Genomic DNA, 20,090 nt, shown 5'->3' on the forward strand with positions numbered 1-20,090 from the left:
AAGGATGTGCAGAGTTGAGCATTACAACAGCTTCTGAGTTTTTTGCTACAAGTGCCGCATCGTCTTTAGAACAAGCCATTTTATTTATTGCGCCTTCACAAACCATTGCTGATATCGCCCAAAAAGCTCTTAACGCCCGGGGAATCACTATACCTATTCGCGTCGCCGACAATGAGCAAGCTCTGGCAATCGCCCGCTCTCTCAATGAAATAGAAATCATTATCTCCCGTGGCGGAACTGCTGAAGATCTAAAAAAGGCGACCAATAAAACTATCGTTGAGATTACTGCATCTATCGATGATATCCTAATCCCCACCAACCGGCTTGCAGCAAATGGAATCAAAAAAGTCGGAATTGTTGCCAAAGGAAATGTTATCGGTGATTACGCCCGGGATCTTGTCCTAGGAGATATTGAAATGTATCTGCGTCCCTGGCATAACAGAAGCGATTTGGAAGAAACCATTAAAAACCTTACACTCTTAGGAGTTAAAGGAATCGTGGGTGACCGAGCTGGTGTGGAAATAGCCAAGGCTAGCGGGCTGGCAGCCGAATTCCTGGATTCCGGAACAGCGGCCATCAATCAAACTCTGGAAGAAGCTATAAACATTGCTGAAGCACGAGAATCTGAGCGAAAACGCGAAAGTGAAAAGGCGCAGCAAATTCATCATTATGTAGTAGAAATGCATGCTAAGCTCGAGCAGGCAGCGGCTGCAATTCAAGAATTAACTGCCGCATCCCAGGAATTTGCGGCTACCAGTCAGGAAACCACAACTATTACGCAAAGTGCCGCACAAGAAGTAGATAAAACAACCGAAATATTAGAAATTATTCGCCGGGTAGCCAACCAAAGCAATCTCCTGGGATTAAACGCAGCCATTGAAGCGGCACGTGCCGGCGAATATGGCAGAGGGTTTTCCGTCGTTGCCGAAGAGGTACGCAAACTAGCAAGTGAAAGCCATCAATCGGCCCAACATATCGGTCAAACACTGGATAAATTTCGCGCTTCTGTAAACAAGGTACTGCAAAACGTCGAACAAAGCAATGTCATTATCCATGAACAGGCCCGAGCAGCCCAAGACATCGCCCAAATGGTGAATGGACTGCGCAAAGTCGGCGAAAATTTAATGAAGATGGCCAATAAATAGCCATTGATTGGGATCAGATAGTGAAAGTGGCTACCGCTTACTGGCGGCAGCCACTTCTTGTTTTCCGCTTTTAGCCTGCGGCTCAAACAAGGGAGTTGCTCTAATTATAACATCATAAAAGTTCTTTCTGCAGCTCCTCGGCTGATTTGGGCGATAACCAACCAAACGGAATATCAAATACCGTACAAGCTCCGCTAAATCCATGTCGGGCAAGGCGATAGACCGCACGGGCATAGGCCGTCAGCACACTGGCAGTAAACTCAGGATTGCTATCAAGTTTCAAGGCAAATTCGAGAACATGGTTAACTCCAGGGTTGGTTTGACCAGTACGGAAGACAAAGCCGCCATGAGGAATCCCCGCATGCTTAGCCGCAAACTCCTCTTCTGACAGAAAAGTAACATGGGTTTCGTAATCAGCAAAATAATGCGGCATGGTCTTTATTGCTTTCTCAATGGCCGCCAGATCAGCCCCAGGCTCGGCAACAACATAACAATCACGAATATGTACCTCATTCGATTTGCTTACCAATTGCTTGCCGGAACGGACAGCTTCAATGGCCTCCTGTTTCGGAATAGTATACTGCTTAGCCTCTTTCACCCCCGGTATACGACGAATAGCATCTGAGTGGCCTTGACTAACCCCTTTCCCCCAAAACGTATAATTCTCCCCTTGTGGCAAAACTGCACTGGCTAGCAAACGGTTAAGTGAAAATAAGCCCGGATCCCATCCCACCGAAATCGCAGCCACTTTACCTGACTTTTTGGCAGTTTGGTCCATAGCGGTATAGTATTCGGGAATTTTTGCATGCGTATCAAAACTATCAACCGTATGAAATAAGGCTGACAATTGTGGTCCTTGTTCCATGAGGTCGGTAGCCGAGCCACCGCACAGCACCATAACATCAATTTTACTCTGATAATTTTCGGCTTCATCTACCAACACTGCCGGCACGCCGCTCAAAGTTTTCTCAAGCCTGCGCCGGGAAAAAACAGCTACCAATTCCATGTCCGGATTTTGCGGAACAGCTAGCTCTACACCTTTTCCCAAATTTCCATAGCCGACAATTCCAATACGTATCTTCTGATTCATAGTTACCTCCTAATATGGCTATAATTATGTCTGCTTCCCAAGAGCAGAAGTTTGCTATACAAAGCTATTTTTTGTTAAGAGTAAATTTATTTCGACAAACAATAGGCAATACCTTCTTATAGAACAGGCATAGCCTGGCAGGAGAACACGCAGCCTGTAGCGAATTATCAAAAAAGATGTCCATTTATCCTGAAAATGCAAAAAAGAGGTTATTATGAAGCTAATATCATGGAATGTAAACGGTCTTAGAGCCTGTCTGTCCAAAGGGTTTATTGACTTTTTTCATGCTATCAATGCTGATATTTTTTGTGTCCAAGAAACCAAGATGCAACAAAGTCAGACCGAACTTGTGCTTGACGGTTATGACCAATATTGGAATAGTGCTGTAAAAAAGGGATACTCTGGCACTGCTGTTTTTACCCGGATCAAGCCGTTAACCGTTACTTATGGCATGAATATTGAAGAACATGATCAGGAAGGTCGCATAATCACACTCGAGTTTGAGCAATTCTATTTGGTCAATGTCTATACACCTAACTCCCAGCGCGAGCTTATGCGCCTCAATTACCGTACACGCTGGGAAGATGATTTCCGCGCCTATCTGCTACAACTTGATCAAGTAAAACCGGTCATTATTTGCGGTGACCTTAACGTCGCTCACCAGGAAATTGATATTAAAAACCCAAATTCCAACCGAAGAAACGCTGGTTTTACCGACGAAGAGAGAGAAAAAATGACCATCCTGTTACAGTCTGGATTTATCGATACCTTCCGCTTTCTATATCCTGATAAAACCGATGCCTATACTTGGTGGTCCTATATGACCAATGCAAGAGCACGCAATATTGGCTGGCGTATTGACTACTTTATCGTGTCCAGTCGACTAAAAGAATTCATCAAAGATGCCACTATCTATTCTGAAATCACGGGCAGTGATCACTGTCCTGTCGGACTGGAAATCTTCTAACAAGTAAGCAGCAGTATGGTAACCCAGAAATTTCCTGCAATACCCCTGTTAAAATGGGAGGTGCTGAATTAACAGCACCTCCCATCATTATTATTAATTCTATGGTTTACAAATAATTTCTAAAATATTGGTGTCAAAAATATTAGCGGCATGAGCAGGCCGAATAACAATCGCTGTATCTGCTCCTTGCCCTGTTCCACCAATCGCAATGATATCTTCCCCATAGGGAATCAGCCCGGCGTCCAGAGCCATAACAGCAATTTCGACGCAGACCTTGACCCCCTGCCCGAACATCCTCAGAGTATGGGCGATAATCTCCACCGGATATACCCCGCCGAATTTCCGGCTAATACCCCGTTCGGCGCCTGATAAGACATGGGTAGTTGTCAAGAGTTTAATCTTTTGCTCGGCCAGCTTGTTACGCATCTGCGGTGTCATTTCATTTTGTCCCGGTTGTTCAAAACCGTTGACATGGGTAACACACACCACATTGTCTACTTTGCCGCTGAGCAGTTCGGCTGTTTTGCCGCTGCAGGAGGCTACCACAATCGAATGTATGCCAAGTTCCTTGGCCCTGGCTACCGCCAATTCCACAGTTTTTTCAGTGTGAGCCTCTCCCGAAGACTTCCAATACATATTATCACTCCTTACAGAATTAATGTATCTATCCTACTGATTGGATGCCGTCAGGCCGCAAGTGGGGCTACGGTATTCAGGTGAATACTCCAGCAACTTAGTCTTGGGTTGATTTGCATCTAACAGCATAAATAAAGCACTAAAATCAGTCGTGTCATATATCGGTATACGTCGTAATAAATACACATTGTCTCTATCAGGGTGGTTTAGTCCGGGCAGTACGGTGAAAGCCGCCTGATATCCGGCGGCAGCCGTTGCCTCCCAGGTAGCAAGATTGTAGTAGCCATAAGGATAGGAAAAGAACAGTACATCCTTATGGGTAACTTTCCGCAAGATTTTTCTTATGTCTTTTGTTTCAGCCAATAGCTCCTGCCCTTGTAAGGTTGTCAGATCACGATGGGTCATCGAATGGCCGCCAAAACTAATCCCGTATGCAGCCATTTCCTCTATCTGTTGGCTTGAAAGCCGACCATCCCGGTCAACATTAACTCCAACCATAAAAATTACTGCACGAAAATCAAATTGTCGTAATATCGGAAACGCATGGGAATAATTGTCTTCATACCCATCATCAAAGGTTATAAGAATCGGCTTCTCCGGCAGCGTAACCGGCTCGTGATTCATATATGCTAAAAACTGTTGGGGAGAAATAGTCCGAAAACCTGCATTTTTCAACAATGCCATCTGGCGTTCGAATTCTGCTGGTGTCACTGTCAGACGCGACAAATCATGCTTGTCCTCACTCACATGATGGTATAACAATACGGGTATCCCATTTACATACTGTGCAACCGCAACATTTGCAGCCATAGATATCATCATTACTACCAATAAACAAATCCACTGTCGCCAGGCTGCCAAAATATCCACCCCTTATTTTTGATTATGAAGCCGTACTTAGCGGAATACGTTTGTAGGGTAACTTAGTGAGTATTTCTTCCGCAAGCTCTTTAAAAATTACTTCCGGATTGGTATGAATACTCTCCCCCTCAACCGAATCTCTGCTTGCTTTTAGCATATGATACTGTTGTGTTGCCGCTGAATACACATAGCACTTAACCGCTATATCTGATGTAACATACGTCTCATCCAAATTAAAAGAAGAAAACCGGTACTGACTAGCTCTGTTTAATTCAACAACAATGACAATATCAGCATCCAATGTACTAGCCATCGCTGACAGGATTTTTTCCTCAGATAATGTTTCCTGTTTATCCGTCAGGGTCCTAACAGCTTCAGCAACGACGTCATCAGGTATCAATTCGTAATAAGGAAATTTAAATGGTTTTTTGATAGTATCCTGAAGTATTTGAATATCTGCTTGATTGCGATGGCCCGCCGTATTGATGGGTGGCAAAACAGCCACTCTGGATGGGGTTATCGCATAACCATTGGAAACCGTAGCGAAAATAACAACAAGTAATATTATCCTTGCAACTAGGCTTCTACCATGAATAATCATCCCACCAGCTCCACAGTTTATTATTGAAAAGGTTCATAACGAATTTCCCAGGTTAAAGTACCCTTACGGGGCGAATCCTGAAAAACTCGCCGTTCCCGCATACTATAGCCTATTACATAAATCTCCGCAGCCCGCCGCTCAGGTGAGAACTGTTTATTTTTTGTCCCGGGATAAACATGCTCAATTTCACCATTTTCCCATACAATCTTAATACTCGATTTCTGGGCCTGTTCACCACTGGCTTGAAAGTTGACAATCGATATGTTTTGAGCCGCTTTTCCGGCAATCGCTTGACGCAGTTCCACCTTTCCTTCAAAAGGCACCTCAGTCCCGCGAAGAATCAACAACGGCGGCAACGGGGTAATGCTAATGATATTTGACGGGATAACGGTATCTGTAGATTTTTGCTCAGGAACAGCCCTTGGTTCTGTACCCGCAAAAAACAGATAACCGATGATACCAAATACCAACATAGTCAGGGCGCCAGCTAAAAAGCTTTTCCACGAACTTACCATACATTCCCCCAACCTTACTATATATATGTATATTATAACACGCTTCGTACATCGAAACCATTTACTACAATAAGGAACCAAAGTAGGAGAGTCTCGCAAATAGTGTAGCCGCAGTTTACAAACACTCCATTATTTACAATGAAATTATCAGAGGTATGTACAACTGAAATTAATTTCATGTATACAGTAGACAGTATTTATTGACATTATAGATTTATCAGTATTTTCAAATATAACATTTAGTCGTTTTTTGTAGTTTTTTTAGAGATACGATTATAATGAAAGACAGAATAATGAAACCATATTGTGGGAACATTATTTAACAAAAAATAAGGAGGTTAATTATGGAATCAAAAATTGTTGCAGGTCTTTTAGTCTACAAACTAAACATGATCCAAACAGTCGCTTTAGCCCTCGTAATGTATTTCATTGGTACTTTTATCAGACGTCGCGTGCCTATCCTTATGCGGCTTAGCATCCCAGGCCCAGTTATCGGCGGTTTGATCTTTGCTGCAATTTCCACTTTCCTGCGCACCCAGGGAATTCTCGGGTTTGAGTTGGATGGCACAATGCAGACAGCTCTTATGATTATGTTCTTCTGTACCATCGGTATGGGTGCCAGTTTAACGCTACTGAAGAAAGGCGGCATGCCGTTAATAATCTTCTTCCTGTTAGCAGTTGTACTGGCTGTAGCACAAAACGTTCTCGGCATTTTCCTTGCTAAACTTACCGGTATTGATCCACTCTTAGGCATCATCAGCGGTGCAGTAACCCTGATGGGTGGTCTGGGAACCGGTGGCGCCTTTGGACCGCTCTTTGAAGAGTGGGGTGTACAAGGAGCTACCGCTGCCGCTGTAGCCTGTGCAACTTTCGGTATGGTTGCCGGCAGCTTAATGGGCGGACCGTTCGGTGAATGGCTGATTAACAGAAACAACATTCCAACACCTAAACTGCATGGTGCTCCTACTGATGGAGACGACAGCATGCTTGCTGAAGAAGAAGAAGTCTTCAACGGCGAACCCTTCATGCAAACTCTCGGTTGGGTAGTACTTGCTATGGGTCTTGGCTCTGTGGTCAGCTTCTATCTCACCAAAGCGGGTATTACACTTCCTGCCTATATCGGTGCCATGATTGCTGCTGCAGTCATTCGTAATATTGGGGATTTCTCCAAGTCTTACAAAATTAACGGCAGTGCGCTTGAAGTCATTTCCGATATTTCACTCGCTGTGTATCTCACAATGGCAATTAATGGTCTTAAACTTTGGGAACTCATTAACCTTGCACTTCCGCTGTTGATCATTCTAATTGGTCAGTGTATCCTCATGTTCTTCTTCTGCTGGTTGGCAGTTTACTACATCATGGGTCGCAACTACAGTGCTGTCCACCTGTCTGTTGGTATGGTCGGCTTCGGTATGGGTGCTACTCCTAACGCATTAGTAAACATGGCTGCATTAACTGAAAAGTACGGTCCTTCGCCACGGGCGCTTATGATCGTATCCTTGGTTGGTGCCTTCTTGATTGACTTTGCCAATGCTCTGATAATCACTGGTATGGCCGGTTGGCTCCGCTAAGAAATTCAACGAATTAGGTAAAAGGATAGAGTCAATGACTCTATCCTTTTTACATTCCGTAATCCACTTTGTACCAAGTATCGTCTAGCAATTCCCATTCTTGTCTGTGAAAGCTCTTATTAGTCCCAATGGCAGGATGGCTCAATACTAGTTCGAGCTCAGCCCGGCCTTTGTCACCATGTACTGAAATATCCCGCACCGCTACCTGGATCTGAAAACCATGGCCGGCATCACGCAACTGGCGATATTCAGCCAAACTGGGTTGGGGCCCTTTAAAGCTGGATAACCGGTACATAGTTTCATAATCCCGTTCCACAAAGGCACACCGATAAGCTTCCACCCGTGCTTTAAGTGCCTGATAGGCCGCCATACGCTGGTTATCTTCTATGATGATTTTGTGACTTAGATGTGACTGCAGATAACGTTCTGTGGCTGTTTGGCCAACACCAGCTAGCAAAATAAGCGCAGTAATTCCGGCAAGAGGTATAGCTCCCAATACATTTCGGTAGTTTTCCTTACATATTTTCATAACATGCCTCCATTATGATTTGTGAATTATACTTTCACAAACCCATGCTGTATAAGGAGAGAATAGCATGCTACAAAATCTGGAAAAATTACTTGCACAATACAAGCTTAATATATATGTTATTGCACTAGTAACCTTGAGCAGCATGGTGTTTATCTATCCTTTTGATAGTCATTTTCGCTTTGCCTTGAGTAGCGTAATGCTGTCCATGTTGCTGCTTTATTTTCCTCAACTGCCGACCACTTCCACTATTCTATGCAGCGGAGTGGCTATTCTAATACTCCGTACTTGTATAGCAGCGATTGCACTGAACCCGGATAATCATTGGGATACAGCCTTAGTGACCAATGTACCGGCGCTGATATACTATATTACTTTTGCCACGTTTTGGTATACCTTCAACATCCGTGCCAGCATCAATAATATGCCATTCCTGATATTAAAACTAAGTCTGGCCGATATCATTAGCAATATAGCAGAAATTTCCTTTCGCCCTGATCTATTAACTAATGCTTATGAGACTATACTGCTTGGAGTTATTACCATTGGTATTGCACGAGCAATCCTGTCGCTGTTCGGTTACTGTATCCTGAAAAAATACCATAGCTTCGTTCTGGCAGGCACACAATTAGAAAGATATACCGAATTAGCTCTGATCATTGCACGCTTGAAAGCCGATCTTTTCTATTTGAAAAAATCATCTCAGGATATTGAACAGGTAATGGAACAGAGTTATTGGCTGTATAATCACCTCCAAACGCAAGAACAAGCTGTGCCTCATACAGAAATCAGCTGCGCCAGCCGAGCCTTGTCCATTGCTAGAAATATTCATGAAGTCAAAAAAGATTATCGCCGTGTTATTGCCAGCATAGAGAACAAACTGAAGCCGTCGACGGTTGAACGCGGAATGGCATTAAAAGAAATTCTTTTTATTATTAAGCAAAATACGCTGCGACGATTAATCGCTGAAAAACCAACTGTGCAAATCAGCTTTATCTGTCATGATGATATGGATATAATAACTGATAAACATTATGCGCTGATCTCCATGTTAGATAATATCATCATGAATGCCATTGAGGCTTGTGGTACACACGGAAAAATTATCGTTTCCCAAGAGTTTCGGAACGATTGTATTATATTTTCAATCGAAGATGATGGCTGCGGCATCAGTGATAATGATTATGAAATCATCTTTAAACCAGGTTATTCAACTAAATTTTCTCCTGAAACCGGAAAAATGTCAACAGGGTTAGGACTAACATATACACAAAATTTAGCAAAACAGTTAGGTGCCCATATCCAGGTGTTATCTCAGCCAGGCTCTACCTGTTTTTCCATTTGCATTCCTTATCACAACATTGCCACATAATAATTTTTAGATTTTTTTAAAATTACTCATAACATTTTACCGTTTTCTGTTGGTTTGCGTAGTATCTGTAATATAATTAAGAGTGTCAACTACGCTAACAAGAATGCTAAGCTACAAATAACAACCCACAGGATTTCATAACCGAATACCACTGTATATTTGCAATCAAGATTTTCCTGTTAGGGTAACTACCTGTTATCACATATACTATATAATAAATTTCATCATAATACATTTCGGAGGTGTCGTTTGTGGCAAATAATGCACCCATTGGGATTTTTGACTCCGGTATTGGAGGACTAACTGTAGTAAAAGAAGTAATTAACGTAATGCCAAATGAAAATATTGTTTATTTTGGCGATACCGGACGTACGCCCTATGGTCCCCGGCCAGTAGAACAAATCATTGAGTTTACCAACCAAATTCTTGATTTCCTTAACAAACAAGGTATTAAAATGGCAATTATGGCCTGTAATACAATAACCATGTGGACGTTAGACCAGGCCCGCAGTCGTTACTCGTTTCCCATTGTCGGCATGAATACCGGCGAAAAGCTAGCGCTTGCTGCTACCAAAACTAAACATATTGGAATTGCAGCTACGCAAGCTACCATTAACAGTGGTAAACATGCCCAAAGGATTAAGGCGATTGATCCAACGGCCAATGTATTCCCCCAAGCATGCCCGCCGTTTGCTCCAATGGTCGAAAGAGAAGTATTAGATGGACCTGAAGCAGAAGCCGCATGCCGCGAATATTTGCTGCCGATGAAAGAGGCTGGTGTAGATACCGTAGTCTTGGCCTGTACCCACTATCCCTTCCTCACAGCCCCCATTCAACGCATCATGGGACCTGATGTAACCATCATCGACCCGGCTAAACAAACTGCCCTTGATGCGCAGCAAATGCTGAAAAGTATGGATTTGTTAGCCGATCCCAACCAGCAGGCTGTGCGCCGCTTCTGTTTTTCTGCCGACACGGCAAGAGCCAAACGCCTAGCAGAGCGGATTATCGATGCACCCCTGCATAGTTTTGAACAAGTGAATATTTTGGAATAATGTAAAAGGCAAGCCCCAAAACTGGAGCTTGCCTTTTTACTTGCCAGAATTTCTTTTCTGCGCCGCGACTGGCTGCATGCATTGCATCGGTTTTACTTGCTGGTCATTATCGTAACCAGATCAGGTTTTACTTGCATAATACCCCCTTGTATCATGATCTGCTCTTCCCCTGTTTCGGTCAATAACCTGACGGGTCGGGAGTCAAGTAGGGTAATGAGCGGAGCGTGTCCCGGAAGAACGCCCATTTCTCCAGTAACAGCCCGAACAATCACCATCCGAACCTCGCCGTCAAACACTTTATGTTCTGGGTTGACAATCTCTAAGCGCAGCGTCTTACTCACTGCCCTTTCCCCCTCATGGCGGCTGCCTTTTCTACCACTTCATCAATAGTGCCAACCATGTAAAAAGCGTTCTCCGGCAGGTCATCATATTTGCCACTTAAAATTTCTTTAAAGCCCCGTACCGTTTCTTTGAGCGGTACATATTTACCAGCAGTACCAGTAAAGGCTTCGGCCACGAAAAACGGCTGGCTCAGGAAGCGCTGTATTTTTCTGGCCCTAGCGACAATAACCTTATCTTCTTCCGACAATTCTTCCATTCCTAGGATAGCTATAATATCTTGCAACTCTTTATACCGTTGCAAAATTTCTTGAACAGCGCGAGCTACTTGATAATGTTCATCCCCAATAATCAATGGATCAAGAATGCGAGAAGTGGAATCAAGTGGATCTACTGCCGGATAAATGCCCAGTTCGGCAATTTGCCTGGATAAGACGGTAGTAGCATCAAGATGGGCAAAGGTAGCAGCCGGTGCCGGATCTGTTAGGTCGTCGGCAGGAACATAGACGGCCTGTACCGAAGTTACCGAACCTTTCTTCGTCGAAGTAATCCGCTCTTGCAGAGCTCCGACATCAGTGCCTAACGTTGGCTGATAACCTACCGCTGAAGGCATTCGTCCCAAAAGAGCCGAAACCTCCGAACCGGCCTGAATGAAGCGGAAGATATTATCAATAAAAAGAAGCACATCTTGCCCAACCACATCCCGGAAATATTCTGCCATAGTCAAGCCGGTTAAACCGACCCGCATCCTAGCTCCGGGCGGTTCATTCATTTGCCCGTACACCAGAGCAGTTTTACTGATAACACCTGACTCCATCATTTCCCGCCAAAGTTCATTGCCTTCCCGGGTACGTTCTCCTACACCAGCAAAGACAGAGACTCCTCCATGCTCAGTAGCAATATTGCGAATCAGTTCCATAATTAAAACGGTTTTACCAACCCCAGCCCCACCGAATAAGCCAATCTTGCCGCCACGGGCATAGGGAGCAATCAGGTCAACGACTTTAATCCCGGTTTCCAGTATTTCGGTAGCTGTTTCTTGTTCGACAAACGCTGGCGCCGGACGGTGAATCGGCCAATATTCCTTGGCGATTACCGGTGCAGGATTATTATCCACCGTCTCGCCTAACACATTAAATACCCTGCCAAGTATGCCTTCTCCTACAGGTACCGTAATGGGTGAACCGGTATCGACGGCTGTCATGCCTCGTACCAGCCCATCCGTAGACGCCATTGCAACACACCGAACTACATTATCTCCTAAGTGCTGCATAACCTCTACGGTTAAATTAATATCATATCCAGCAGCTTTCCCGGTGATTTTTACCGCGTTATTAACAGCCGGTAACTGATCCTGCGGAAATTCAATGTCGACAACAGGTCCAATTACCTGTTTTACATGCCCGCTAGCCATGTACTCCCTCCTCTTACCGCAGTGCCTCCGAACCACCTACAATCTCGGATATCTCTCTGGTGATGTTGGCCTGGCGGACTTTATTGTACTCAAGCACCAGTTGACTGATTAGGTCTTGGGCATTGTCGGTAGCCAGGCTCATGGCATTTAAGCGTGATGCCATTTCGCTTGCCGCAGCATGAATTAGCCCCTGGAAGATGGAAGCCTCCAGCCATTTTGTCGCAACTTCTTCCACCACAATGGGTAACGATGGATCATAGATCTGTTGCACAATCTGGTTCTCTGGCACATGTTCTTCTGTTGTGATCGGCAGGAGATCTTCTACTACCACCTGCTGGCTGCCTGGCGAATAGAACTTGGTATAAACTAAGTATACTTTGTCATACTGTCCACTTCCAAACAAGTCCATAATGGCTGCACCAATATCGACGGCATGCTGATACTTAGGTTTTTCCGAAATGCCGATAAAGGCCTTATCAATCTCCAGTTTGCGGCGCTCAAAATAATCGCGTACTTTTCGTCCCACAACCACTAAACCGATGCGTTGCTCGCCGCCGATATGGCGCTGCACGGCTCTAATCACGTTACTGCCATAAGAACCTGCCAACCCTTTATCGGCACCAATGATCAAATATCCGGTACGCATAATTTCCCGTTGCGCAAACAAGACATTGTTAATTTCCTCTCCACTTTTTACTATATCGCGGATGGCTGTCTTAAGCCCCTGGAAATAAGGTAAACTTTCTTTTACCCGCTCCTGAGCCTTACGCAAACGCACAGCGGCAACTAATTTCATGGCCTGAGTTATTTTCTGGATGTTTTTTACACCCTTGATGCGGCGGCGTAAATCTAATGCACTAGGCATGGCTCACCTCGCCATAAAGGAGTCTTTAAACTGTTTGATGGTGGTTTTTAGGAGTTCTTCCACTTCCGGCTCTATGCATTTTTTCTCTTTGATTCCGCCGCAGATCTCCGGATAGGCACGAATATACTGAAGAAATTCATGTTCAAACTTACTTACAAGCGAAACAGGCACATCATCCAAATGTCCGTTAACGCCTAAATAAATGGCAACAACCTGTTCCTCAATCGGCATAGGTTTATATTGCGGCTGTTTGAGTAGTTCGGTCATTCTTCTGCCCCGTTCCAGCAAATCCTTGGTGCCCTTATCCAGATCAGAGCCAAATTGAGCAAATGCCGCCAATTCACGGTACTGAGCTAAATCAAGCCGCAAACGCCCGGCCACTTGCTTAGTGGCCTTTATCTGGGCCGCACCGCCTACCCGTGATACCGACAGTCCCACATTGATAGCCGGCCGCGTACCGGCATAAAACAGCTCGCTTTCCAAAATAATCTGTCCATCTGTAATGGATATTACATTGGTGGGGATATAGGCAGCTACGTCGCCGGCTAGAGTTTCAATGATCGGCAGAGCTGTTAGTGAGCCGCCGCCCAGTTCTGACGATAATTTGGCTGCCCGCTCCAGCAACCGGGAATGTAGGTAAAAAACATCCCCAGGATAGGCTTCCCGTCCTGGCGGACGCCTGAGTAATAGCGACATGGCCCGATAGGCTGCGGCATGTTTGGATAAGTCATCATAGATACATAACACATGTCGTCCCTGGTACATAAAATACTCGCCCATGGCCACACCGGTATAAGGTGCCAAATATTGCAGCGGTGCACTGTCAGATGCCGTGGCTACAACAACAATAGTATGTTCCATAGCCCCATGTTCTTCCAGTGTCTTAACCACCCGGGCTACGGTCGAGGCTTTTTGTCCAATGGCGACATAAATACAAATTACATCCTCGCCCTTTTGATTCAAGATGGTATCAATTGCGATAGCGGTTTTACCTGTTCCTCTGTCACCGATAATCAATTCCCTTTGTCCTCGTCCAATGGGCACCATACAGTCAATGGCTTTTATCCCTGTTTGTAATGGCTCTTTTACCGGCTGCCTGTCAGCGATCCCCGGAGCTCGCCACTCCACTGGTCTAGTAGCGGTAGTATTGATTACTCCCCGCCCGTCAATGGGCCGTCCCAGTGCATCAACGACTCTGCCGATAAGTGCTTCCCCCACTGGCACTTCCATAATTCTGTTAGTGCGCCGGACGGTGCAGCCTTCCTGCACCTTCACCTCATCACCTAACAGGACTGAACCCACATTATCCTCTTCCAGGTTTAACGCCATTCCATAAACTCCATCGCCGAATTCCAGAAGCTCTCCGGCCATAGCCTTGTCCAAGCCGTGCAACCGTGCAATACCGTCACCAACCTCAATAACCATGCCAACTTCATCTACATTGCTTTGTATTTGGTATTGCTTGATTTGCTCCTGGATAATGGCCGATATTTCCTCAGGTCGTATCTTCACAGTGAGTTAGTCACCTCACCTTCCCAACACTCTGTGTTTAATAAATGACTTTTTAGATTTGCCAGTTTGGCTACCACACTGTTGTCAATACGTTTATCACCGATTTGAATGATGAGTCCACCTAAAATCCGCGGATCTACTCGCGAATACATTTCGATGGTTTTTCCCGTTATGTTGGCAAGCCGTGCTTCTAAATTCTGTTTGTCTTGTTCAGCTAGCTCAGAAGCCGTTACCACCTGAACTTCCAAGATATTGTATGCCTGTTTCACTAACATCCGGTAAGCCTTGATCATGTCTGGCAACACAGCCATGCGCCGCTTGTCAATGAGATAACACAACAAGTCTTGGATCAATCCGGAAACACTGCCACCAACTAAGCGCACAATGGTTTCCTTTTTTTCAGCCGCCGGTATTCCGGGGTTGTTAAAAAAGCTCTGAACCGCTGTTTCGGCAAACATCTGTTCGACCAAAGACAACTCTTCCTGTACCTCATAGAGAATCTGTCTCTCTTGTGCAACCCGAAACAGCGCCTGAGCATATCGCTTTGCTAACCGCAGCTTCATGTGAGCTCACCATACTTTTCTTTAGTAAAGTCCTTAATAAAGTTTTGTACCAGACGGGTATTGGTTTCTGCATCCAGGTTTTTTTCAATAATTTTTTCTGCTGCTGCCACAGCGATGGTAGCTACCTCTTGTCTCAGTCGATTCATAGCTTGCTGATAATTACGCTCGATCTCTGCCTGTGTCTCTTTTAACAGTCGGTCGTGTTCTTCTCTGGCTTGCTGGAGTATCGCTTCTTTCGACTTTTCCCCTAGGGCAATTGCTTCGTCAATAATGGCTCTGGCCTGAATACGGGCTGCGACAATCTGCTCTTGACTCTCTTTTTTTAGGGCATTTGCCTGCACCCGCTCCCGCTCTGCCTCCTCGAGACTTCTTTCAATCCGTGTCCGCCTCTCTTCCAAAGCGGTCATGATTGGTCGATAGGCAATTTTAGCTAAAATAGCTACCAGCAATAGAAAGTTAATAATCTGAGCCACTAAAGTAGCGTTCATCTCAATCAAATACGATCCCCCCTTTCACTATGAGAGCAGGCGTCTGATAGAAATTAACTATCAGGCGCCTCTTTTTACTGGCTGTTACTGTATGAAAGGATTAGTAAATACTAGTACAATGGCGATAACGGCAGCAATAATAGGAATAGATTCGATCAAACCAACTGAAATTAGCATGGTTACCATGATGGAGTTCTTCGCCTCCGGCTGACGAGCAATACTTTCAACGGCCTTCGCCGTTACATGGCTATCACCGATTGCCGCTCCAAAAGCTGCCAAACCTACCACTAAAGCTGCGGCAATAACCGAAGCCGCAATGATAATTGCCTGTTCCACTGTCACCCCTCCTTTTTTTCGTGATGATGATGGACTTGCAAGGAATTACTTAAGTAAGACATTGATAACATAGTAAATATCAGCGCTTGAATGATACCAACAAACACACTGAATGCCAGCCACAGTGTCGGTACAAAATAAGGTACAAGAATCCCTAAAATAATAATCAGAATCTCCCCTGCCAAGATGTTACCAAATAGACGGAACGAGAGTGTTATCGGTTTTGCCAATTCTTCAAGGATATTGATAGGCAAAAACACGATATTGGGTTCAATAAAATGCTTAAAATGCGCCAAAACTCCTTTCGTCTTGATACCATACCCATGAACAATAGCAACAATCATCAGTGCTAGACCTAATGTTGTATTAATATCATTAGTTGGTGAAGTAAAACCCGGTACCAAGCCTAACCAGTTGGAAATTAACAGAAAGAAGAATAATGTAATAATAAGTGGTGCGACCTTGCGTCCGTTTTTACCGATGGTTGAGTCAATCTGACTTAGCAGCCCTTCCAGCAAAAGTTCCACAGCATTTTGCCAGCCTGCTGGCACCAATGTCCATTTTAGTCGAACCAACAGCGAACCAAAAATGATAATCGCCATAGTCAACCAAGTCATGTATAAGGTATCAAGGTTAAACTCCAGCCCGGCAAAAACGACTACATTGTGTCCACCCATCTCACCTCCGCCGTGGCCCATGTGTCTTCACCTCCTTGGTTTACTGTTTTTTAGTCTCTTTTATTTGCTTATAAACCAGCAGCATCCCCTGAAGGAACAATAGCGCCGGAATGGTAAAGAAGCCTACGATAAAAGCACTTGCACTGGCCTGTAATACTTGAGTAATGATAATAAGTACCAACAATATAACGGCCAGCCGAATTGCCCAGCCTCCTCGAATATGCTCAATGGCCTGCTGCTTGGTCAGTACCTGCACATTCTCAACTTGGCGGTACAGATACAAAAAATAGATGGAACCTGTCACCAAACCAATAAGTATGCCGATGAGTACATGGACTGTAGAATACACATAAGCAAATAGGCAGATTATGCCTCCCAACAGCGCAATTTGTGCTAACATGCTCCTAACGTTAAACTCATAGTTTTTCATTACATGCGGCCTAGCCATCCCACCTTTATATTTTTCTCTGAGGAAAAAAGACCTGAGTCCGGCGCCGCTGTCGTCTTACTTCATGTATATGACAACTTGTCAGATATATTACTGATTTTCTAAAGAATTTTAACAATGCTATGTCACCAGCATAGTAGGTGAATAGTATGGTAGGTTTGTACTCTTCTTGCTGGTGCTACCCATAAAAAAACAGAGCGAGACTTCACTTGAGGAAAGACGTTTTTTGTCTCCCTCAAGAAGTCTCGCTTTGTTTAGAAAAAGATATGAAAAGCACAATGCTATTTAAATACTCGTTGGCGCGTTCATCTTATACTAAACTCGCTTACTGATCTTGGTTAAACGAATCTAGGAAAGCCAAATATTGTTCTTTTGTTAACAGCGGCTTATAGTCTTTTACTATTTTCTCTGCTATTTCCCCAGCGCCGTACAACAGATCAATGACTGTCATCGCTAGTGCCTGCGCGGACTTGATATAAGCCGCATGAACATCGGCTACCGAATACTCTTTACTGTGCAAAGCACCTGAAACACAACCGAGCCAAGGATGAATCGTCGGCATGATATGGGAAAGATCGCCGGTATCAGTGCTGCCAGCCTCATGGGTGCCTACAACCACTTGCGTTTGTCCGTACAAAACCTCGGCATTGGCCTTAAACACCTGATTCAGTTCCTGGTTGTTAATCATCGGTAAATAACCGGGTAAACTTTGAATCGTTACTTCCGCACCTACGGCAGCAGCACCGGCGCGTAATGCGCGGTCAATTTTTATATTGCTATCGCGTAATGCCTCAATACTGGCTGCCCGTACATAACTCTCCATACGCACATCTTCGGGAATTACATTAACCAAATCGCCGCCCTGCGTAATAATGGGATGAAACCGTACATAATCCTGTTCACGGAAGGTCTCCCGCTGAGCATGCACACCCATAATGCCCAACATCGCCGCATTCAGAGCATTAATCCCTTCAGATGGAGCCATGGCAGCATGTGCCGCCTTACCTTTATACTGAACTAATTTACCGATAAAGCCGTTACTGGTACTGCCAAGCCGCACAAAGCTATCTGTCCCGGTCTTAGTAAGCAAGTGCACTTGCAAGGCCATATCAATATCATCAAAAGCTCCCCGGTAAATTAATTCTTGTTTCCCCCCAAGATATTTGATTTTTCCTTCTTCACGCAGTTTGTTACGGTATGCAATCTCAACATATTCCTCAGCCGGAACCGCGAATAATACGACATCACCAGCCAGATAATTCATGGCACCAGTATCAAGCAATGCTCTGCCTACAGCCATGAGCATCGCTATCTGAACGTTATGACCACAGCAATGAGCCGCACCACTTAACGGATCAGCTGCCGGATGCGCAGCGCAAATAACTGCATCCAGTTCACCTAAGATAGCTACCGTGCATTTGGACTCTTTACCTGTAAGCCGCCCCTTCACGCCAGTAAGAGCCAACCCTTTTTCATAAGGTATCCCGAGTGTACGGAATATCTCTTCCACCTTAGCCGCTGTTTTGGTTTCTTTAAAACCCAGCTCAGGTTCATGATAAATGGAATCTCCCAGTGCAAGAATCTCTTCCCTGCGGGCTTCTATTGCCTGACAAACTTTCTGCTTTAATTCCTCTCGCGTCATTGTCTACCTCCACTATTAACTTGTTTAAAACTAAATCGCCCCTTCTAGTTTTAGGATACATTGGGCAATAATGGCCGCAAAAATAAATGTACCGGTAATTACAGCCAACGCTACCGGAACAATGCGCCATGACAACTTTTTGAACATCTCTATATCTTTCCCCAAGGATAAACCGGCATAAGCCAAAATTGGAGTAGTAATGGCAAGAAATTGCACCTTTTTTGTTGTTTGAATAATCCACTCGCTGCCAGGAAAACCTGGGATTGAGAAAATAATCGCAACAAAAGATATCCAAAACACCATGGGTAATTTATTCAGCACAGGCAATTGACTAATAGCCATTCCCAGCAGGCCAATGGCAACAATAACGGCAATCCCCAGCAAAGAACTATACCAATCCACTTTATAGCCAATAAAATTAGCAACAACGACAAATAATCCTGTAATAATCAGGACAATGGCCATATTTAGCAACTTGCTCATTATAGCATCTCCTTTACAGTCTCTTTATTGCCTCGCAACTTATTTAAGATATCGTACAGTTTGTTGGCCAGCGGCAATGACAAAAAGAGACTTACGTAAATGCCCAAAATGGTAGACATTAAATTAGCTGCCCCCGCATAGGCTCGAATTTGTTGTTCCATGTCAGGGTAAGCTGCAATAATTGAGCCGACTGAAGCCGCCATCATACTGCCGCTACCTACACCTGACCCCATTGCTAACGCATACGGATGTAGAATTTCTAATTTAGCTACCACACCAGTTAAAATGGCTAACCACACAGCGCCAAACAGCGTTCCGCAGATATACATGGCCATTACGCCACGCCCTTCCGCTGAATCAAGACCATATTTTTCGGCAATGATCGCAATATTGGGTTCTCTAGCAACCGAATAAGTAGCACCAACCGCTTCTCGGCCCATATGTAAGAGTACAGCTATCGGCAATCCCAGCAGAACAGTACCAAAGAAATGCCCTACTTCCTGAAACAGCAGCGCTCCTTTTGAATGAAACAGCATAGGCAAATTAGGACCTATATCTAAACCAATTTTGACAATCAACAACATCATCGCAACCGGCAAAATCCCGGCAGCTACTTCCATTTGCTTGGTTGATACAATCTTAAACTTAGGAAAGCTGATAATGCCGCCAAGTACCATAGCATGCAGCAAAGGCAGCAGAATAATCAGACCATATTTTACAATACCAAGCATCTCTGACATAATAACGATCATCAGTACTAAAACATGAATTTTCCAGTTACGTAATATGTCCAATTACATCACTCCTAACCCTTTTATTGCCTAAAACCAATTCGCGTAACAAAATGCGTCTCAAATCACCTCTATATTTTTGGAATAATTAAGGAATATTTCCAAAAACAATTATATACCAGTATTATCAGAAACATCGGTTCTTTGTCAAATGTTGGGGTAAAGCATAAAGTGTAGTGGAGCAGGGGAT

General features: G+C 44.4%; 23 protein-coding genes. 5 read left to right on the top strand and 18 right to left on the bottom strand.

Translation table 11 applies throughout. The annotated features are described in order from the left end of the window. The first annotated feature begins 14 nt into the window (after window positions 1-14). Entirely contained in the window at window positions 15-1,145 is a 1,131-nt protein-coding gene (locus tag AC29Z1_RS00110) for a PrpR N-terminal domain-containing protein (protein WP_488269419.1), read from the top strand. Between the two features lie 112 nt (window positions 1,146-1,257). Here the strand turns inward: AC29Z1_RS00110 and AC29Z1_RS00115 are convergent, their stop codons facing one another. Beyond that, window positions 1,258-2,235: a diaminopimelate dehydrogenase gene (locus tag AC29Z1_RS00115; protein ID WP_488269420.1), complete on the bottom strand. Its 978-nt coding sequence runs from the start codon at window positions 2,233-2,235 to the stop codon at window positions 1,258-1,260. Window positions 2,236-2,449: 214 nt separating this feature from the next. Between AC29Z1_RS00115 and AC29Z1_RS00120 the strand changes: the two genes are divergently transcribed. After that, window positions 2,450-3,202, top strand: coding sequence for an exodeoxyribonuclease III (locus AC29Z1_RS00120; RefSeq protein WP_488269421.1), 753 nt, complete (start codon window positions 2,450-2,452; stop codon window positions 3,200-3,202). Window positions 3,203-3,301: 99 nt separating this feature from the next. Here AC29Z1_RS00120 and AC29Z1_RS00125 read toward each other — a convergent pair whose 3' ends face one another. From AC29Z1_RS00125 to AC29Z1_RS00140, 4 genes are read right to left on the bottom strand one after another with little or no spacing between them, the layout of a single operon-like run. Further along, window positions 3,302-3,838 (bottom strand): pyruvate kinase alpha/beta domain-containing protein, encoded by a 537-nt coding sequence (locus tag AC29Z1_RS00125; protein WP_488269422.1) that lies wholly within the window; start codon window positions 3,836-3,838, stop codon window positions 3,302-3,304. 33 nt (window positions 3,839-3,871) lie between these two features. Next, complete coding sequence (locus AC29Z1_RS00130) at window positions 3,872-4,699, bottom strand: polysaccharide deacetylase family protein (RefSeq protein ID WP_488269423.1); 828 nt, start codon at window positions 4,697-4,699, stop codon at window positions 3,872-3,874. 22 nt (window positions 4,700-4,721) lie between these two features. Then, complete coding sequence (locus AC29Z1_RS00135; protein ID WP_488269424.1) at window positions 4,722-5,300, bottom strand: hypothetical protein; 579 nt, start codon at window positions 5,298-5,300, stop codon at window positions 4,722-4,724. A gap of 20 nt (window positions 5,301-5,320) precedes the next feature. Beyond that, entirely contained in the window at window positions 5,321-5,815 is a 495-nt protein-coding gene (locus AC29Z1_RS00140; RefSeq protein WP_488269425.1) for a hypothetical protein, read from the bottom strand. A 344-nt stretch (window positions 5,816-6,159) separates the two neighbouring features. Here AC29Z1_RS00140 and gltS point away from each other — a divergent pair, with 344 nt between their 5' ends. Continuing rightward, window positions 6,160-7,386 carry a sodium/glutamate symporter gene (gltS, locus tag AC29Z1_RS00145; RefSeq protein WP_488269426.1) on the top strand — a complete coding sequence of 409 codons (1,227 nt, stop codon included), beginning with the start codon at window positions 6,160-6,162 and terminating at the stop codon, window positions 7,384-7,386. A 49-nt stretch (window positions 7,387-7,435) separates the two neighbouring features. Here gltS and AC29Z1_RS00150 read toward each other — a convergent pair whose 3' ends face one another. Beyond that, window positions 7,436-7,915 (bottom strand): hypothetical protein, encoded by a 480-nt coding sequence (locus tag AC29Z1_RS00150; RefSeq protein ID WP_488269427.1) that lies wholly within the window; start codon window positions 7,913-7,915, stop codon window positions 7,436-7,438. 67 nt (window positions 7,916-7,982) lie between these two features. On the opposite strand from AC29Z1_RS00150, the gene AC29Z1_RS00155 reads away from it, so the two are divergent. Both AC29Z1_RS00155 and murI read left to right on the top strand, forming a co-directional pair. Continuing rightward, complete coding sequence (locus tag AC29Z1_RS00155) at window positions 7,983-9,287, top strand: ATP-binding protein (protein WP_488269428.1); 1,305 nt, start codon at window positions 7,983-7,985, stop codon at window positions 9,285-9,287. Between the two features lie 251 nt (window positions 9,288-9,538). Beyond that, window positions 9,539-10,342 (top strand): glutamate racemase, encoded by an 804-nt coding sequence (murI, locus tag AC29Z1_RS00160; protein ID WP_488269429.1) that lies wholly within the window; start codon window positions 9,539-9,541, stop codon window positions 10,340-10,342. Window positions 10,343-10,434: 92 nt separating this feature from the next. Here the strand turns inward: murI and atpC are convergent, their stop codons facing one another. The 12 genes from atpC to AC29Z1_RS00220 form a co-directional block, all read right to left on the bottom strand. Then, a complete protein-coding gene (atpC, locus tag AC29Z1_RS00165; RefSeq protein ID WP_488269430.1) occupies window positions 10,435-10,683 on the bottom strand; it encodes an ATP synthase F1 subunit epsilon in 249 nt (82 codons plus the stop codon). Beyond that, window positions 10,680-12,095, bottom strand: a complete 1,416-nt coding sequence (gene atpD, locus AC29Z1_RS00170) for a F0F1 ATP synthase subunit beta (RefSeq protein WP_488269431.1) — start codon at window positions 12,093-12,095, stop codon at window positions 10,680-10,682. The genes atpC and atpD overlap by 4 nt, the downstream gene beginning before the upstream one ends. A 13-nt stretch (window positions 12,096-12,108) precedes the next feature. Next, complete coding sequence (gene atpG, locus AC29Z1_RS00175) at window positions 12,109-12,960, bottom strand: ATP synthase F1 subunit gamma (protein ID WP_488269432.1); 852 nt, start codon at window positions 12,958-12,960, stop codon at window positions 12,109-12,111. Between the two features lie 3 nt (window positions 12,961-12,963). Next, window positions 12,964-14,472, bottom strand: a complete 1,509-nt coding sequence (gene atpA, locus AC29Z1_RS00180; protein ID WP_488269433.1) for a F0F1 ATP synthase subunit alpha — start codon at window positions 14,470-14,472, stop codon at window positions 12,964-12,966. Next, window positions 14,469-15,035, bottom strand: coding sequence for an ATP synthase F1 subunit delta (atpH, locus tag AC29Z1_RS00185; RefSeq protein ID WP_488269434.1), 567 nt, complete (start codon window positions 15,033-15,035; stop codon window positions 14,469-14,471). The genes atpA and atpH overlap by 4 nt, the downstream gene beginning before the upstream one ends. Then, window positions 15,032-15,523 (bottom strand): F0F1 ATP synthase subunit B, encoded by a 492-nt coding sequence (atpF, locus tag AC29Z1_RS00190; protein ID WP_488269441.1) that lies wholly within the window; start codon window positions 15,521-15,523, stop codon window positions 15,032-15,034. Before atpF ends, atpH begins: the two co-directional genes overlap by 4 nt. 84 nt (window positions 15,524-15,607) lie before the next feature. After that, the gene (gene atpE, locus AC29Z1_RS00195; protein ID WP_488269435.1) at window positions 15,608-15,859 is read right to left on the bottom strand and encodes a F0F1 ATP synthase subunit C; all 252 of its coding nucleotides are present in this window, start codon (window positions 15,857-15,859) and stop codon (window positions 15,608-15,610) included. 2 nt (window positions 15,860-15,861) lie between these two features. Continuing rightward, the gene (atpB, locus tag AC29Z1_RS00200; RefSeq protein ID WP_488269436.1) at window positions 15,862-16,557 is read right to left on the bottom strand and encodes a F0F1 ATP synthase subunit A; all 696 of its coding nucleotides are present in this window, start codon (window positions 16,555-16,557) and stop codon (window positions 15,862-15,864) included. Window positions 16,558-16,576: 19 nt separating this feature from the next. After that, on the bottom strand, window positions 16,577-16,984 hold the full coding sequence (locus tag AC29Z1_RS00205) for an ATP synthase subunit I (RefSeq protein WP_488269437.1): 408 nt from the start codon (window positions 16,982-16,984) through the stop codon (window positions 16,577-16,579). A 325-nt stretch (window positions 16,985-17,309) separates the two neighbouring features. Further along, on the bottom strand, window positions 17,310-18,626 hold the full coding sequence (locus tag AC29Z1_RS00210; RefSeq protein WP_488269438.1) for an amidohydrolase: 1,317 nt from the start codon (window positions 18,624-18,626) through the stop codon (window positions 17,310-17,312). 30 nt (window positions 18,627-18,656) lie between these two features. Then, window positions 18,657-19,109, bottom strand: coding sequence for a hypothetical protein (locus AC29Z1_RS00215; protein WP_488269439.1), 453 nt, complete (start codon window positions 19,107-19,109; stop codon window positions 18,657-18,659). Then, window positions 19,109-19,903: a DUF3100 domain-containing protein gene (locus AC29Z1_RS00220; RefSeq protein ID WP_488269440.1), complete on the bottom strand. Its 795-nt coding sequence runs from the start codon at window positions 19,901-19,903 to the stop codon at window positions 19,109-19,111. The genes AC29Z1_RS00215 and AC29Z1_RS00220 overlap by 1 nt, the downstream gene beginning before the upstream one ends. Between the last annotated feature and the right edge of the window lie 187 nt (window positions 19,904-20,090).

The sequence above is a fragment of the Sporomusa sp. genome, from assembly GCF_057736855.1.